The 16,449-nt window shown below is 67.8% G+C and carries 10 protein-coding genes and 1 tRNA gene; 4 read left to right on the forward strand and 7 right to left on the reverse strand.

The window, feature by feature from the left end; all coding sequences use genetic code 11:
• Positions 1-139: 139 nt before the first annotated feature.
• Genes BW41_RS02360 through BW41_RS02375 form a run of 4 tightly spaced genes read left to right on the forward strand, consistent with a single transcriptional unit; the run spans position 140 to position 7,189 of the window.
• On the forward strand, positions 140-1,981 hold the full coding sequence (locus BW41_RS02360) for an alpha-amylase family glycosyl hydrolase (protein WP_037531040.1): 1,842 nt from the start codon (positions 140-142) through the stop codon (positions 1,979-1,981).
• The gene (locus tag BW41_RS02365) at positions 1,978-3,600 is read left to right on the forward strand and encodes an alpha-glucosidase (protein WP_037531042.1); all 1,623 of its coding nucleotides are present in this window, start codon (positions 1,978-1,980) and stop codon (positions 3,598-3,600) included. Before BW41_RS02360 ends, BW41_RS02365 begins: the two co-directional genes overlap by 4 nt.
• Positions 3,597-5,687 carry a glycoside hydrolase family 97 protein gene (locus tag BW41_RS02370; protein WP_037531044.1) on the forward strand — a complete coding sequence of 697 codons (2,091 nt, stop codon included), beginning with the start codon at positions 3,597-3,599 and terminating at the stop codon, positions 5,685-5,687. Before BW41_RS02365 ends, BW41_RS02370 begins: the two co-directional genes overlap by 4 nt.
• A 2-nt stretch (positions 5,688-5,689) precedes the next feature.
• On the forward strand, positions 5,690-7,189 hold the full coding sequence (locus BW41_RS02375) for an MFS transporter (protein WP_037531139.1): 1,500 nt from the start codon (positions 5,690-5,692) through the stop codon (positions 7,187-7,189).
• 42 nt (positions 7,190-7,231) lie between these two features.
• On the opposite strand, the gene BW41_RS02380 is transcribed toward BW41_RS02375, so the two are convergent.
• The 7 genes from BW41_RS02380 to BW41_RS02410 all read right to left on the reverse strand — a co-directional run bounded on the left by BW41_RS02380 (position 7,232) and on the right by BW41_RS02410 (position 16,385).
• Entirely contained in the window at positions 7,232-10,051 is a 2,820-nt protein-coding gene (locus BW41_RS02380; RefSeq protein ID WP_051583192.1) for a TonB-dependent receptor, read from the reverse strand.
• Between the two features lie 401 nt (positions 10,052-10,452).
• Positions 10,453-10,528: transfer RNA gene (locus BW41_RS02385), tRNA-Lys, on the reverse strand.
• Between the two features lie 116 nt (positions 10,529-10,644).
• A complete protein-coding gene (gene rodA, locus BW41_RS02390) occupies positions 10,645-11,754 on the reverse strand; it encodes a rod shape-determining protein RodA (protein WP_037531046.1) in 1,110 nt (369 codons plus the stop codon).
• Entirely contained in the window at positions 11,751-13,856 is a 2,106-nt protein-coding gene (mrdA, locus tag BW41_RS02395; RefSeq protein WP_037531144.1) for a penicillin-binding protein 2, read from the reverse strand. The genes rodA and mrdA overlap by 4 nt, the downstream gene beginning before the upstream one ends.
• Positions 13,856-14,380, reverse strand: coding sequence for a rod shape-determining protein MreD (gene mreD, locus BW41_RS02400; RefSeq protein WP_037531049.1), 525 nt, complete (start codon positions 14,378-14,380; stop codon positions 13,856-13,858). Before mreD ends, mrdA begins: the two co-directional genes overlap by 1 nt.
• A gap of 20 nt (positions 14,381-14,400) precedes the next feature.
• On the reverse strand, positions 14,401-15,303 hold the full coding sequence (gene mreC / locus BW41_RS02405) for a rod shape-determining protein MreC (RefSeq protein WP_037531052.1): 903 nt from the start codon (positions 15,301-15,303) through the stop codon (positions 14,401-14,403).
• A gap of 41 nt (positions 15,304-15,344) precedes the next feature.
• On the reverse strand, positions 15,345-16,385 hold the full coding sequence (locus BW41_RS02410; RefSeq protein ID WP_037531054.1) for a rod shape-determining protein: 1,041 nt from the start codon (positions 16,383-16,385) through the stop codon (positions 15,345-15,347).
• Between the last annotated feature and the right edge of the window lie 64 nt (positions 16,386-16,449).

Here is a 16,449-nt window from a genome sequence, read left to right on the forward strand (position 1 = left end):
CTTTACCGCAGCCCGGGCCGTGGCGAAAGCGGTCGTGAATACGTATGCCCTATGCTTGGCTTGCTGCCGTAGCATCCGCACAACGGCGGCGGATGCGGCCGGCAATGGATCGGCGGCACGGCATTGGCCGGGGGGATGTATGCTGAAGTTCGCCACACGCACCGCGACGGCGCTCGCGCTGCTGATCGGTGCGCCGGCGGTGGCGGCACAGGCCGCGCCCGCTGCGCCCGCCGCCGACTATCGCGCCCGCCTGCCGCAGGACGAGGTGATCTTCTTCCTCCTCCCCGACCGGTTCGACAATGGCGACCCGGCGAACGACCGCGGCGGGTTGAAGGGCGGTCCGCTCGTCACCGGCTTCGATCCCACCGCCAAGGGCTTCTACCACGGCGGCGATCTCAAGGGGCTGACGCGCCGGCTCGATTACATCCAGGCCTTGGGCGCGACCGCTCTGTGGGTCGGGCCGATCTTCAAGAACAAGCCTGTCCAGGGCAGTCCGGGCCAGCAATCGGCGGGCTATCACGGCTATTGGATCACCGACTTCACGCAGGTCGATCCGCATTTCGGCAGCAACGCCGATTTCGCCGCGCTCGTCACCGCGGCGCATGCGCGTGGGATGAAGGTCTATATGGACATCATCGTCAACCACACCGCCGACGTCATCCAGTATCGCGAATGCGTCGGTCAGCGCGACTGTCCGTATCGCAGCCGTGCGGACTATCCCTATCAGCGCCGGTTGGGCGTGAACGGCGCGCCGATCAATCCCGGCTTCGCCGGCGATACGGTGCACACCGAGGCGAATTTCGCCAAGCTGACGCGCAGCGACTATGCCTATACGCCCTTCGTCCCTGCCGCCGAGCGCAGCGTCAAGGTGCCGGCCTGGCTCAACGACGTGCGCTATTATCACAATCGCGGCGACACGACCTATCTCAACGAAAGCGCGACGATGGGCGATTTCGTCGGGCTCGACGATCTGATGACGGAGAACCCGCGTGTCGTCGCCGGGATGATCGACATCTTCGGCGACTGGATCGATCGCTACGGCATCGACGGGTTCCGCATCGACACCGCACGCCACGTCAATCCCGAATTCTGGGCGCAGTTCGTCCCGGCGATGCAGGCGCGTGCCAGGGCGAAGGGCATCCCCAACTTCCACATCTTCGGCGAGGTGTCCGATCACGAGGTGCGGCCGGCGGTGCTGGCGCAGCATACCATCGTCGACAAGCTGCCTGCGGTGCTCGATTTCTCCTTCCGGCAGGCGGTGATCGACACGGTCGCCGGGCGCGCCGGCACCGATACGTTCGAAAAGCTGTTCGACGGCGACGCGCTCTACGCCAAGGGCTTCGACACCGCGGTGCAATTGCCGACCTTCACCGGCAATCACGACGACGGCCGCTTCGCCACCTTCGTCCGCAAGGCGTTTCCGCAGGCGGACGATGCCGAGGTGCTGGCGCGGGTGATGCTGTCCAATGCGATGCTGCTGACGCTGCGCGGCGTGCCGACGATCTATTCGGGCGACGAACAGGGGTTCGTCAGCGACGGCAACGATCAGGATGCGCGCGAGGACATGTTCGCGAGCCGGGTCGCCGTCTACAACGACAACCGCCTGCTCGGCAGCAGCACGACCACCGCGACCGCGCATTTCGCCACCGACAATCCGCTGTTCCGCCAGACCGCGGCGCTCGCCCGACTGCGGCTGGCGACGCCGGCGCTGACCCGCGGCCGGCAGCAGCTGCGCGCGCGTGGCGAGACGCCGGGGCTGCTCGCCATCTCGCGCTTCGATCCGGTCAGCGGCGTGGAGGTGCTGCTCGCCTTCAACACCGACACCAGGCCGCTTACCCGGCAGGTCGAGATCGGCACCACCGCGCGCGCCGCGACGACGCTCGCCGGCAGTGGCTGCGGCGCGGTCGCCGCGCCGGGCAGCCTGACCGTCACGCTTCCTCCCCTCGGCTATGCCGTCTGCGCCCTGAAGGCCCCGCAATGATCCCGACCGAAACGGCTGCCGAACGCCCGTGGTGGCACGGCGCGACGATCTACCAGATCTACCCCCGCAGCTTTGCCGATTCGAACGGCGACGGCATCGGCGACCTGCCCGGCATCACCGCGCATCTCGACCATGTCGCCAGCCTCGGCGTCGAGGCGATCTGGCTGTCGCCCTTCTTCCGCTCGCCGATGGCCGACTTCGGCTACGACGTCTCCGACTATTGCGACGTCGATCCGATCTTCGGCACGCTTGCCGACTTCGACGCGCTGGTCGCGCGCGCGCATCAGCTCGGCCTCAAGGTGATCGTCGATCAGGTCTGGGCGCATACCAGCGACCAGCATCCCTGGTTCGTCGAAAGCCGGGCGAGCCGCGACAATCCCAAGGCGGACTGGTACGTCTGGCGCGATCCGCAGCCGGAGGGGTCGCCGCCCAACAACTGGCAATCGGTGTTCGGCGGCCCGGCATGGACGTGGGACGCGCGCCGCGGCCAATATTACATGCACAATTTCCTCAAGGAGCAGCCGCAGGTCAACGGCCATCATCCCGAGGTGCAGCAGGCGTTCCTCGACATAGCGCGCTTCTGGCTGGAGCGCGGGGTCGACGGCTTCCGCATCGACGCGATCAACTTCTTCATGTTCGATCCCGCCCTGCGCGACAATCCGCCGGCGCCGCTCGACGACGGCATCCCGCGCACCCGGCCCTTCGACTATCAGCTGCACCGCTACAACCAGAGCCATGAGGCGATCCCCGCCTTCCTCGAACGCGTCCGCGCCCTGTTCGACAGCTATGACGCGCGCTTCACCGTCGCGGAGGTCGGCGGCGCCGACAGCGATCGCGAGATGAAGCTGTTCACCGCGGCGGGGCGGCGACTGCACAGCGCCTATGGCTTCGACTTCCTCTATGCGCCGACGATCACGCCGGCGACCGTCGCCGCGGCGATCGGCAAATGGCCCGAGCAGGACGGCGTCGGCTGGCCGAGCTGGGCGTTCGAGAATCACGACGCGCCGCGCGCCATCTCGCGCTGGGTCGCGCCCGAATCCGCGGCGGCGTTCGCGCGGATGAAGATGCTGCTGCTCGCCGCGCTGCGTGGCAATATCTTCCTCTATTATGGCGAGGAATTGGGGCTCACGCAGGTCGAGGTGCCGTTCGAGGCGCTGCGCGATCCCGAGGCGATCGCCAACTGGCCGCAGACGCTGTCGCGCGACGGCGCACGCACGCCGATGGCCTGGCGCAGCGATGCGGTGAACCTCGGCTTTTCGCAGGCGACGCCGTGGCTGCCGGTCGGGCCCGATCACGCCGCGCTCGCGGTCGATCGGCAGGAGCGCGATCCGCATGCGCTGCTCCACTGGACGCGCGACGTGCTGACCCTGCGCAAGGCGCATCCGGCGCTGCTCACCGGAGACATCCGCGTCGTCGCCGCCGAGCCGGCGATGCTCGCGATCGAGCGCCGCGCCGCCGACGAGACGATGCTGTGCGTGTTCAACCTCTCGCCCGAGCCGCAGCGCTGGGCGCCCGAGCAGCCCGATGCGTGGCGGCCGGTGATGGAGAGCGCGACGCAGGGGTGGCATTTTGACGGATATGGCGCAGTGATCGCCACCAAAACGGGAGAGACGGCATGAACTTCTATTCGATCGGCAGCGCGCTGGCGCTGGTGCTGGTCAGTCCGGCGGCGCGCGCGCAGACCGACGGCAATGCCGTCGCGCAGATCCCCACCGCCGCGGCCGCGCCGGCCGCCACCGCGACCTCGCCGGACGGATCTCTGGTCGTCGCGATCGCGCTCGATAACGACGGGCGCGCGACCTATGCCGTGACGCGCAAGGGCAAGCCGGTGCTCGCCGCCAGCAAGCTCGGCGTGATGTTCACTGATGCCCCGAAGATCGAGCGCAATCTCACGCTGATCGGCCAGAGCAAGGCGAGCGGCGACAGCAACTGGACGCAGCCGTTCGGCGAGTGGAAGACGATCCGCGACCGGCACAACGAACTGACGCTGCGCTTCCGGGAAAAGACCGGCCTGCAGCGCGAGATGGACGTGATCTTCCGCGTCTTCGACGACGGCATCGGCTTCCGTTACCGCTTTCCCGACCAGCCGCATCTGCATCAGGCGAACATCGCCGACGAGCTGACCGAATTCGCCTTCGCGCAAGGCGGCACCGCTTGGTGGAAGCCGGCCTATCAGTGGAACCGCGAGGAATATCTCTACAACAAGACGCCGCTCGATGCGGTCGGCACCGCGCAGACGGTGATGACGGTCAAGCTCGCCGACGGCACGCACGCCGCGGTGCACGAGGCGGCGCTGGTCGATTATGCCGCGATGAACCTCGCACGCAGCGAGGGCAACACGTTCAAGGCGTCGCTCACCCCCGGCGCCGGCGCGCCCAAGGTGGTGCGCACCGCGCCGTTCGATTCGCCGTGGCGGACGGTGATCCTGTCGGACGACGCGCCCGGCCTCTACATGAGCCACCTCGAACTGAACCTCAACGAGCCCAACAAGCTGGGCGACGTCAGCTGGATCAAGCCGGGCAAGTTCGTCGGCGTCTGGTGGAACATGATCAAGGGCGACTGGACCTGGGCGACCGGGCCGAAGCACGGCGCGACCACCGCCAACGTCAAGACCTACATCGACTTCGCCGCCGCCAACAAGATTCCGGGCGTGCTCGTCGAGGGCTGGAACGTCGGCTGGGACGGCGACTGGTTCGGCAATGGCAATGCCATGCAGTTCGACCAGCCGACCCCCGATTTCGACGCCGCCGAGCTCGCCCGCTACGCCAAGGCGAAGGGCGTCTATCTGATCGGTCATAACGAAACCGGCGGATCGGCGAGCCATTACGATTCGCAGCTCGACCGGGCGTTCAGCTACGCACGCGATCACGGCATCCCGGTGATCAAGACTGGCTATGTTACCGACGCCGGCCAGATCGAGCGCGTCGACGCCGACGGCACGAAAAAGCGCGAATGGCACGAGGGCCAGTGGATGGCGAATCACTATCTGCGCGTCGTCCAGACCGCCGCCAAGTATAAGGTCGGCATCGACAGCCACGAGCCGATCAAGGACACCGGCCTGCGCCGCACCTATCCCAACTGGCTGGCGCGCGAAGGCGGCCGCGGCATGGAATATAACGCCTGGCCGGGCAAGAACCCGCCCAACCACGAAGCCAATATGTTCTTCACGCAATGGCTCGGCGGCCCGATGGACTTCACCCCCGGCGTGCTCAGCCTCGAAGGGTCGGGCGGCAGCCCGCTGCTGTCGACCGAGGCGAAGCAACTTGCGCTCTACGTGGTGATCTATTCGCCCGTCGTGATGGCGGCGGATACGCCCGAAAATTACGCCAAGCACATGGATGCCTTCCAGTTCATCCGCGACGTGCCGACCGACTGGTCCGACACGCGCGTGCTCAACGGCGAGGTCGGCGATTATGTCACCGTCGCGCGCAAGGACCGCGCGAGCGACGATTGGTATCTCGGCAGCATCACCAACGACACGGCCCGCACGCTCGACGTATCGCTCGACTTCCTCGACGCGGGGCGCAGCTATACGGCGGAGATCTACCGTGACGGTGCCGGCGCGGATTACCGCACCGACGCGCGGCATGCGATCGCGATCGAGAAGCGCACGGTGAAAAAAGGCGACCGGCTGAGCCTCGCGCTCGCGCCCGGCGGCGGACAGGCGATCCGCTTCGTCGCGAGCGGCAAGGCGCGGCGGCGGTGAGCCTGCGCCGCCCGCGGCAGAGCTGGGCCGGCCTCTGGAACATCTCGTTCGGATTTTTCGGTATCCAGGTCGGCTTCGCGTTGCAGAACGCCAATATGAGCCGGATCTTCCAGTCGCTCGGCACCAGTCTCGACGATCTGCCCGCGCTCTGGGTGGCGGCGCCGCTCACCGGTCTGCTGGTGCAGCCGGTGATCGGCCATCTCAGCGACCGGACATGGCTCGGTCGACTGGGGCGGCGGCGACCCTATTTCCTTGCCGGCGCAGTGCTGGCCGCGATCGCGCTGCTGTTGATGCCGGAGAGCCCCGGGCTGCTGATGGCGGCGCTGCTGCTGTGGCTGCTCGACGCGTCGCTCAACGTCTCGATGGAGCCGTTCCGTGCTTTCGTTGGCGACATGCTCGACAAGGATCAGCATGCCGCCGGCTATGCGGTGCAGACCGCCTTCATCGGCGCGGGCGCGGTGTTCGGCTCGATCTTCCCGTGGCTGCTCGAACAGGCGGGCGTGTCCAACGTGGTGAGCGGGGGCGGCATCCCCGACACGGTGCGCTACGCCTTCTGGTTCGGCGGCGCGGCCCTGTTCCTCGCCGTGCTGTGGACGGTGCTGACGACGCGCGAGTACAGCCCGGCGGAGATGGCGCGCTTCGACGGCGACGCCGTCGATGCCGAGGATCAGGCGCGGGTGACGCAGGCGCTCGCCCGCCGGCCGCTCGGCGGCAGCCTCGCCTGGATCGCGGCGGGAGCGCTGGTGATCGCCGGGGTCGCGCTGCTCGGGCTGGAGAAGGAGCTTTACCTGCTCGGCGCGCTGCTCGTCGCCTACGGCGTCGCCAGCATCGTCGCGATCCGGCGCGCGCGGGGCGGGCAGGCGGCGGACATGCTCGGCCATATCGTCGGCGATTTCGGCGGTATGCCGGTGCTGATGAAGCGGCTTGCGGTGGCGCAATTCTTCAGCTGGTCGGCGCTGTTCATCATGTGGATCAACACCACGCCGATCGTCGCGGGTGCCTTCTATGGCGCGCCCGATGCGCGCAGCCCGCTCTACCAGGCGGCGGCCAATTGGGTCGACGTGCTGTTCGCGACCTATAACGGCATCGCCGCGGTGGCGGCGCTGACGCTGCTGCCCTTGCTCGCGCGCTGGATGGGGCAGGCGCGCACGCATATCGTCGGGCTGCTATGCGGCGCGGCGGGCTTTGCGAGCTTCTTCGTGGTGCGCGATCCGCACTGGCTGCTGGCGAGCGAGATCGGCATCGGCATCGCCTGGGCGTCGATTCTCGCCATGCCCTATGCGATCCTCGCCTCCAGCCTGCCGCAGCGCAAGCTCGGCATCTATATGGGGCTGTTCAACGTCTTCGTCGTCGTGCCGCAATTGCTGGTGGCGACGGTGATGGGGTCGATCACCAAGCATCTCTTCCCGCACGCCCCGATCTGGACGCTGGCCTTCGCGGCGGCGGCGCTGCTGATCGCCGCGGTGGCGATGACGCGGGTGGAACGCGCCCGCGTCGCCTGACGATGGGGATGCGCCGGGGGTGGCCCGGCGCATCCGGTCGCATCAGAAGGTGATCCGCGCCACCCCGGCGATCTGCCGATCGCTCATGATCGCATCCCGCGGACGGGTGGTGATGCCGTAATAGGTCCGCCGCACCGTGTTGGTGAGGTTGGTGCCGTTGAGCGTCAGCGACATATGCGGCGTGACGTTGACGGTGATCGACGCATCGAGCTGCCCCGACGGCCGCTGGAAGATCGGCAGGTTGCCGGTGCCATTGGCCGAGGTCGTCACCAGATATTTGCTGCGCCAGTTATACGCGGCACGGGCCGAGATCAGGCCGTGTTCGTAGATGCCGATCAGATTGTAGTTATACTTCGACAGGCCCTCCAGCGACAGCTGCGTCACCGGGCCCTGACTGGCCGGGCTCGGCGCCTGGGAATCGACATAGGTCGCATTGGCCTGGATGCCGAGGCCGCTCAGCGCCCCCGGCAGGAAGTCGAAGAACTGCTGATAGGCGATTTCCGCGCCCTTGACCTTCGCCTTGCTGGCATTGTCGTAGGTGGTGACGTCATAGACCGCGGTCACGCCATCGGTGAACGTCACCGTACGCGGCGTGATCACCGTCTGGATGTAGTTGGAGATGTTCTTGTAGAAGCCGGCGACCGACAGCGATCCGGTGCGCGCGAAATACCATTCGATCGAGGCATCGAGATTGCTCGACTTCATCGGCTTCAGATAGGGATTGCCGGTCGAGGTGGTGTGCTGCTGATCGATCTGCGCGGTACCCGGCTCGGTGATGGTCAGCGTCGGGTTGAGCTGGTTGAAGTCGGGGCGCGAGATGTTCTTCGAGGCGGCGAGCCGCAGCTGCAACCGCTCGGTGAGATGCGCACGCAGATTGAGGCTCGGCAGCACCGACGTGTAATCGTTCGACTGGCTGACCGGCGTGAAGGTCGGCGCCGCGGTCGACTGGGTGCCGTCGGGCGCGGTGATCAGGTCGATCTGCTGGTAATTGCCGGCGACCGCCACCTTGGTGCGGACGACGCGCACGCCGACATTGCCGTCGATCGGCACCGGCAGCGTATCCGCCTTGAAGAAGGCGGCGACATAGCCCGTATAGGTCTTCTGCGTCTCGCTGTTGGTGCCGCTCGGCAGATAGGGCGGCGTCGTCGTCACGCCGAGCGTGGCGCGCGTCGCGTCATAGTCGAGCACGGTCGGCAGTGCGAAGGCCTGGATATCCCCGAACAGATTAGCGCTGCCGCGGAAGAAGTCGCCGAGGTCGACGTAGCGCAGATTGCCCGCCGGGCCGGTCAGGCCGGTATAGCGATAGCCGGTGTCGTTGGTCCGGTTGGCGCGATCGGCATAGCGGATGCCCGCCTTGACCGAGCGGAGGAAGCCGCCGTCGAAGCGATATTCGCCGTCGAGCCGCCCAACCGTGTCGGTGCCCTTCGAATTGTTGAGGTCGTCGAGGTAGAAGCCGTAATTGTAGGTCGCCGGATTGGCGAGGCCGGCGGCCGAGGTGATCTGGAACGACGGAATGGCGCCACTGATATCCTGCGTCAGCGTCGTCGCGGTGCCGCTCAGCCCGACGATCGAGTTGAGGTTGTTGGTCTTCGAATCGACATATTGGAAATCGCCGGTGATCGTCAGCCGGTCGGTCGGCTTCCACTTGCCGTTGAGCGAATAGTCGGTGGTGACGGAGTGGCGCGCGCCGATCGACGTGTTGTTGCCGATCGGCACGTCGACGAAGGTGCCGCTCTGGAAATCGCCGTTCGGCGCGTAGGTGAAGGGCGCGCCGGCGAGCGGCGTGATCGCGACGCCGCTGGTGTAGGCGAAGTAGCTGTAGCCGTAGCTGCGCAGCTTGTAGTCGTTGCGGAAATATTCGCCGGTGAATTCGAGCGTGTCGGTCGGCCGCCATTGCAGCGACACGTCGATGCCGAAGCGGCGGCGGTCGCCCGGCACCTCACCGATGCCGGTGCCGTGCGGCAGCGTCGTGGTCTGCCCGGTCCGGCCGAGCGTCGCCAGCGTCGCGGCGTCGCCCGCATTGGTCGGGTCGAGCGTGTAGAAGGGCTCGGTCGAGATCGTGTCCTGACGGAAGGCGGTCTTCTGGTAGGAGGCGCTGGCGAGGATGCCGATCTCGCCGATGCCGGTCTGCCAGCGATCGCTGAGCAGCAGCGACGCTGCCGGCTGGCTGCGACGTGCCAGATCATAATAGGTGTTGGTCACCGAGGCCGACGCCTTGGCGCCATCGAAGTCGAACGGCTTGCGGGTCCGGAAATTGATCGTGCCGCTGAGCTGGTCCTCGATCAGATCCGCCGACGGGTTCTTGTAGACGTCGATACCGGCGAGCAGTTCGGAGGGCACATCCTCCAGGCTGAGCGAGTTGCTCGAGCCGCTGGCGGTGAAGATGTCGCGGCCGTTGAGCTCGGTACGGACCTGGGTGAGGCCGCGGATCGCGACCGTGCTGCCCTCGCCGAAGGCGCGCTGGATCTGGATGCCGGAGATGCGCTGCAACGCCTCGGCGATGTTCCGGTCCGGCAGCTTGCCGATATCCTCGGCGACGATCGAATCGACGATTTGCGTGGCGTTGCGCTTGATGTTCTGCGCCGACTGGAGGCTGGCGCGGACGCCGGTGACGACGATGTCGTCGGCTGCGGACGGCGTGCCGGGCGCGGTGTCGACCGCCTGTCCCTGATCGCCGCTCGGCGCGGTGGCGCCGCTGGTCTCCTGCGCCTGCACGGCCTGCGCGGCCTGCGCCGGCGGGCTCGCCTCGGGCGCGGTCTGCGCCTGCGCGGTGGTGCTCGCCAGCGTCATCGCCAGCAGCGACACGGTCGCATGAAAGCCGCCCATCCGGGGGAGGCGGTTGGGGACAATCGAACCAATCATCAGTCTCTCTCCAGCCGAACCGGCTGCACTGTTACGCGTGCAGCCGACCAAGGGCGTCCGGCTCGGCGCGCCGTGATCGTCCCGGTCGGCCGCCTACTCCCGGAAGACGCCGATGCATATGTCAGACATGCAATCACCAGCGAATTTCTGGGTGCACTGGTAAAAATGTCGCAAAGCGTCCCGATCGGCCTGATCCACGTAGGGGCGCAGGGGCTGAGAGCGGTCGTGCGATCGATCCTCCAGCGGCACCCGCGCGCGAACACGACGGAGGATGGCTTCAGATCGCGCCAAGCGGGCGCGAGGGGCGGGCTTATGCGCGACAAATCCACCGGCGACCGATTGCACGATCGCACACAACATCGCCTCTCGGGGGAGGGATAGTCGCTAATCTGGAAGGGGGGTGGTGGACGCACTTGGGCTCGAACCAAGGACCCGCTGATTAAGAGTCAGCTGCTCTACCAACTGAGCTATGCGTCCACATGACCTGGCCTGTTTTGGCGCTTTGGAGAGGCGCCGGCCCCGTCGGGAGGCGGCCAATTAGCAGTCGTGCCGCAGGATGCAAACCCTTTTTCGCAGCCGCAGCGATTTTTCTCTCAGCGGCGCGACACGCGGCGATTGGTGCGGTCGATCGACATCAGGATGCCTAGGCACAGCAGCACCGTCATCTGCGCCGAACTGCCGAAGCTGACGAGGGGGAGGGGGATGCCGACCACCGGCGCTAGGCCCATGACCATCGCCAGATTGATCGCGACGTAGAAGAAGATCGTCGTCGCCAGCCCCGCCGCGGTCAGCCGGGCGAAGCGCGTCGTCGCCTGCTGGCCAACGTTGACGCCCCAGCGCACCACCAGGATGAAGGCGAGGATCAGCAGGCAGCCGCCGACCAGCCCCCATTCCTCCGCCATCGTCGCGAAGACGAAGTCGGTATGGCCCTCGGGCAGATAGTCGAGGTGGCTCTGCGTCCCGTTGAGGAAGCCCTTGCCCCACAGGCCGCCGGAGCCGATCGCGATCTTCGACTGGCTGATATGATAGCCGGTGCGCAGCGGATCGCTTTCGGGATCGAGGAAGATCAGCACGCGGTTGCGCTGATAGTCGTGCAGCACGTAGTTGAAGGCGATCGGCGCGGCGACGGCGAGCGCGAGCGCGCCGCCGATGAACAGCCGCATCGGCACGCCGGCAAGGAACATTACGACGACGCCGCCGCCGCAGACCATCAACGCGGTGCCGAGATCGGGCTGTTTGGCGATCAGCGCCGCGGGTATGCCGATCAGCAGCGCCGCCGGCCAGATCGCGCCGAACCGCCGCGTCTCGTTGGGCGGCAGCATGTCGTAGAAGCGCGCGCAGGCGAGCACGATCACCGGCTTCATGAATTCGGACGGTTGCAGCTTGATGCCGACATCGAGCCAGCGCTGGCTGCCGCCGCGGACCGCACCGACCAGCTCGACCAGCACCAGCGCGATGACGATCACCACATAGGCGGGCAGCGCCGCGCTCTTCCACACCCGCTCGGGAACGTAGGAGATGGCGAGCGCCGCACCGAGCAGCACGAAGAAGCGGATGCCCTGCGACAGCGCCCAGGGCTGGAGCGAGCCGCCGGCGGCGGAATAGAGGACGATCTGGCCGAAGGCACCGATCGCGACGACCAATGCGATGATCCGCCACGGCTGGCGGGCGATCGGGTCGGGGACGATGCGGCTGCGGGTCATGGCTGGGTCCGTCCGCTCGGATCGCTGGCGTCGGCGGGTTCGGCGTCGCCGGTCACGGCGACTGGTGCCATCGCCGCCTGGGTCTGGTTGGCGAGGTCGGTCGCCGCCTCGACCGCGTCCGAATCGCTCGGCACGGTTGCGTCGGTCTTGGTCGCATTGGCGGCGGGCGGCGGCGATTGCGCGGCGCGATAGGCGGCGGCCTGCGCCGCCATCCGCGTGCCGATGTCGCCGCCCCAGGTCGGCTCGACATCGGCGAGCGCCTTCATCGCGCGGTCGCGGTCGAACTGATAGGTCATGATGTCACGCGCGATCATCGGCGTATCGAGATTGCGGACGGTGTGACCATTGTGTTCGAGCACCACCGCGATCGCATATTGCGGATTGTCGTGCGGGGCGAAGCCGACGAACAGCGCGTGGTCGCGCATCTTGAACGGCAATTGGCCGTTCTTGATGACGCCGGTGCTGCGCCGTTCCGCCATGGTGATGCGGCGCACCTGCGCGGTGCCGGTCTTGCCGGCGATCGCCACCCCGGGGACGAGCAGCCGCGCCGCCGCGCCGGTGCCGCCCTGGTTGATCACACCGTACATCGCGTCACGGACGATCGCGAGATGTTCGGACGGGACCGGCAGCGCCGGGGCGTCGAGATGGACGTGACTGGCGAGCAGGCTCGGCTGCAACGCCCGCCCGGACGCGATCCGCGCCGCCATCACGGCGAGCTGCAACGGATTGGCGAGCACATAGCCCTGGCCGATCGAGGCGTTGAGGCCATCGGCGACGGTCCAGGGATGTTTGTACTTGCGCAGCTTCCATTCCGAATCGGGCACGGTGCCGTAGCGCTGCGTCGCCAGCGGCAGGTCGAACTTCTGGCCGAGCCCGACCATCCGCGCCACCGGCGCGATCTTGTCATAGCCCTGGCGGCGGATCATCTCGTAGAAATAGATGTCGCAGCTCTGCTCGATCGCACCCTTGAGATCGAGCGGGCCGTGGCCGCCCTTCTTGTGGCAGTGGAAGATGCCGGTGCCGACGCGCAGCGCGCCCGAGCAGACGATCCGGTCGTGCGCGCCCACCCCGGCGGCAAGCAGCGCCAGGCCGTTCATCGGCTTGACCGTCGATCCCGGCGGATAGAGGCCCTGCGTCACCTTGTTCATCAGCGGCACGTGGTCGTCGTCGGACAGCATCTTCCATTCGAGATGGCTGATCCCGTCCGAAAAGCTGTTGGGGTCGTAGGCGGGCATCGACACCATCGCGAGCATCTCGCCCGTCCGGCAGTCGAGCACCACCGCCGACCCCGAATTGGTGCCGAGCCGGCGCGCCGCATATTCCTGCAGACCGGCATCGATCGTCAGCCGCTGCGTCTTGCCCGGCACGTCGGCACGGGTCGGCAGCTCGGCGACGACCTTGCCGCGCGCGGTCACCTCGACGCGCTTGGCCCCGGCGACGCCGCGCAGCAGCGGTTCGAGCTGCTTTTCCAGCCCGTCCTTGCCGAGCTTGAAGCCCGGCGTGACGAGCAGCGGGTCATGCGTCTTCTTGAACTGTTCGGCATTGGCCGCGCCGACATAGCCGGTGAGGTGGGCGACCGCGGCACCCGCCGGATAGGCGCGCGCGAAGCCGCGCGTCGGCGCGACGCCGGGCAATTCGGGCTGGCGCAGGCTGATCGCGGCGAACCGGTCCCAGCTGATGTTCTCGGCGACCTGCACCGGCTGGAAACCGGCGGCGCCGTCGAGGTCGATCCGGATCCGCTCGACGTCGTCGGGGGTGAGATCGAGCAGCCGGGCGAGCAGCGCCAGCACGCGGTCGCGTCCGGCGTCGCCGCCCTCGAGCCGGTCGGGGATGATGTCGATGCGGAAATCGGTGCGGTTGTTGGCGATCGGCGCGCCGTGGCGATCGACGATCCAGCCGCGGCGCGGCGGGATCATCGTCAGATTGACGCGATTGCTCTCGGCGAGAAGATTGTACTTCTCGTTCTGCGCGATCGCCAGCCAGCCCATCCGCCCGGCGAGCAGCAGCCCGACGCCGGCCTGCGCGGTGCCGAGCAACCAGGCGCGACGCGAGAAGCTGTAGGTCTGCATCGCCTCGGTGACCATCTTGGGCGAGCGGCGCATCATGCCGCATCTCCGCGGCGGCGGTCGATCCAGGCGACGGCGCGGACGGCGAGGGGGAAAAGCATTACCGTAATCACGATCTGCGCCAATAGCACGGGATCGACGTGCGCGCCGAGAGGCAGTGCGATCCAGCGGCCGACGGTCAGGCAAAAGGCGATGGCGCCGGTGGCGATCAGCCAGTCCTGCCAGAAATCGCGGAACACCAGACGCTGTTCGATCAGGTCGATGGCGATAAAGCACAAGGACCAGAGCAGCACCGACGAGCCGAGCGGCTGGCCGCTGACCAGATCGTCGAACAGCCCGAGCGGCGCCGCCGCCCATGGCCGCAGCGCGAACCGGGCGAGCAGCCGCCAGGTGAGCAGCAGCAGCAGCCCGAGCGGCGGCATCAGCGCGAGGCTGGCGACGACGGGCAGGATCGCGGTGACGGCCGAGGCGGCGATGACGCTGATCCATGGCAGCGCGCGCGCCCGGCCAGGCGGCAGCGGCAGTTCGAACGGCCGATAGTCGATCGTGTTGCGGGACATGGCGACGCTTCGCTGTTCGCTTAGCGCGCTGGCGCAGCGGGACTGACCGCCGGCCCGGCACGGGGCGGCAGCGGCGGCGGCATCGGCATGAACGGCCGTTCGACGATGACGAAATCGACCGCGTCGGGCGGCGCATAGGGGGTGGCGACGACGCTGTCCGACCCCGCGCGCTCGACCCGCGCTACGGGCACGCCGGGTGCGTAGAGACCGCCGATCCCCGAGCTGACGAACATGTCGCCGGGCGCGAAGCGGACGTTGGCCGCGCCGACCGAGCGGATGTCGACCCGGCCGTCGCCGCGCCCCGCCGCGATCGCGGGCAGGCCGTCGCGCGTCCGCCGCACCGGCACGAGGCTTTCGGGATCGGTGATCAGCAGCACCCGCGCCGCGATCGGCCCGGATTCGAGCACCCGGCCGACCAGCCCCTCCGGTCCCAGCACCGGCATGCCCGGCGTCACGCCCTGGACGCGGCCGGCGTTGAGCAGGGCGAAGCGGCGGCCGCTCGACGCGGTCGAGGCGACCAGCCGGGCGGTGAGCACCGGCTCCGGCGTGCGGTCGCGCACCCGCAGCAGGCCGCGCAGCCGGCGATTGTCATAGGCGATGACCCGCGCCTTGCTGAGCAAGGCGTCGTGGCGCTTCAGTTCGGCGCGCAATGCCGCATTCTCGCCATGGACGTTGATCCAGGTGCCGATCGCCTGCGGCACGGAGGCGATCGCATCCGTCCCGCTGTCGAGCAGGCTGGCGACGGGGGCGGTGACGCTCGCCACGGCCATCCGCGCGGTGCTGAACGCCGGCGGATTGAAGATCGAGGCGGCGAGCAAAGCGGCGCCGACCACCGCGCCCGCCACCGCGAGCACGTAGCCGAAGAACGCCGAATACTGCCGTCGCCGCGAGAAACCCGTGCGACGGTCGCGGGCAGGCGCCATGCGCCGAAATCCCCCCGTCTCGTGTGGAAACTAAGTCTGTATCAGCCGGTCTGGAGCACGCCGCGGAACATCGGATCCTCCAGCGCGCGCCCGGTGCCGAGCGCGACGCAGGTCAGCGGATCCTCGGCGACGGTGACCGGCAGGCCGGTCTCGTCGCGCAGCACCTCGTCGAGCCCTTCGAGCAGCGCGCCGCCGCCGGTCAGCACGATGCCCTGGTCGACGATGTCGGCGGCGAGTTCGGGCGCGGTATTCTCCAGCGCGACGCGCACGCCCTCGACGATCGTCGCGACCGGCTCGCTCAGCGCCTCGGCGATCTGGCCCTGGTTGATCTGGATCTCCTTGGGCACGCCGTTGACGAGGTCGCGGCCCTTGACGAAGATGATCTTGCCGATGCCGTCGGCGGGGGGGCGGGCGATGCCGACCTCCTGCTTGATCCGCTCGGCGGTCGATTCACCGATCAGCAGATTGTGGTTGCGGCGGACGTAGCTGACGATCGCCTCGTCCATCTTGTCGCCGCCGACGCGGACGCTGGTGGTATAGGCGAGGCCGCGCAGCGACAGCACCGCGACTTCGGTGGTGCCGCCGCCGATGTCGACGACCATGCTGCCGATCGGCTCGGTGACGGGCATGTCGGCGCCGATCGCCGCCGCCATCGGCTCCTCGATCAGATAGACCTGGCTGGCGCCGGCGTTGGAGGCGGCGTCGCGGATCGCGCGGCGTTCGACCTTGGTCGAACCCGACGGCACGCAGATCACGATCTCCGGCCAGCGCGCGAACTTGCGCGGGCCGTGCACCTTGCGGATGAAATGCTTGATCATCTCTTCCGCGACGTCGATGTCGGCGATGACGCCGTCGCGCAACGGACGGATCGCCTCGATCGACCCCGGCGTCTTGCCCATCATTAGCTTGGCGTCATCGCCGACCGCCTTGACCCGGCGCACGCCGTTGATCGTCTCCACCGCGACGACGGACGGCTCGTTGAGCACGATGCCGCGACCCCGGACATAGACCAACGTGTTGGCGGTGCCGAGGTCGATCGCCATGTCATGCGACATGAATTTGAAGAAGCGGGGTAAGGCCATCGGGCGCTAGGTTCCGTATGCGGGACGCGTGTTCGAGACACAGGGTTTCATGAGACCCGCCGCC

It is taken from the genome of Sphingomonas sp. RIT328 (assembly GCF_000632225.1).
Taxonomy (GTDB): domain Bacteria; phylum Pseudomonadota; class Alphaproteobacteria; order Sphingomonadales; family Sphingomonadaceae; genus Sphingomonas; species Sphingomonas kyungheensis.

Excerpts from the sequence above, each read along its gene's own strand:
- BW41_RS02360 (WP_037531040.1), top strand. The coding sequence starts at position 140 with ATGCTGAAGTTCGCCACACGCACCGCGACGGCGCTCGCGCTGCTGATC.
- BW41_RS02365 (WP_037531042.1), top strand. The coding sequence starts at position 1,978 with ATGATCCCGACCGAAACGGCTGCCGAACGCCCGTGGTGGCACGGCGCG.
- BW41_RS02370 (WP_037531044.1), top strand. The coding sequence starts at position 3,597 with ATGAACTTCTATTCGATCGGCAGCGCGCTGGCGCTGGTGCTGGTCAGT.
- BW41_RS02380 (WP_051583192.1), bottom strand. The coding sequence starts at position 10,051 with ATGATTGGTTCGATTGTCCCCAACCGCCTCCCCCGGATGGGCGGCTTT.
- rodA (WP_037531046.1), bottom strand. The coding sequence starts at position 11,754 with ATGACCCGCAGCCGCATCGTCCCCGACCCGATCGCCCGCCAGCCGTGG.
- mrdA (WP_037531144.1), bottom strand. The coding sequence starts at position 13,856 with ATGCGCCGCTCGCCCAAGATGGTCACCGAGGCGATGCAGACCTACAGC.
- mreD (WP_037531049.1), bottom strand. The coding sequence starts at position 14,380 with ATGTCCCGCAACACGATCGACTATCGGCCGTTCGAACTGCCGCTGCCG.
- mreC (WP_037531052.1), bottom strand. The coding sequence starts at position 15,303 with ATGGCGCCTGCCCGCGACCGTCGCACGGGTTTCTCGCGGCGACGGCAG.
- BW41_RS02410 (WP_037531054.1), bottom strand. The coding sequence starts at position 16,385 with ATGGCCTTACCCCGCTTCTTCAAATTCATGTCGCATGACATGGCGATC.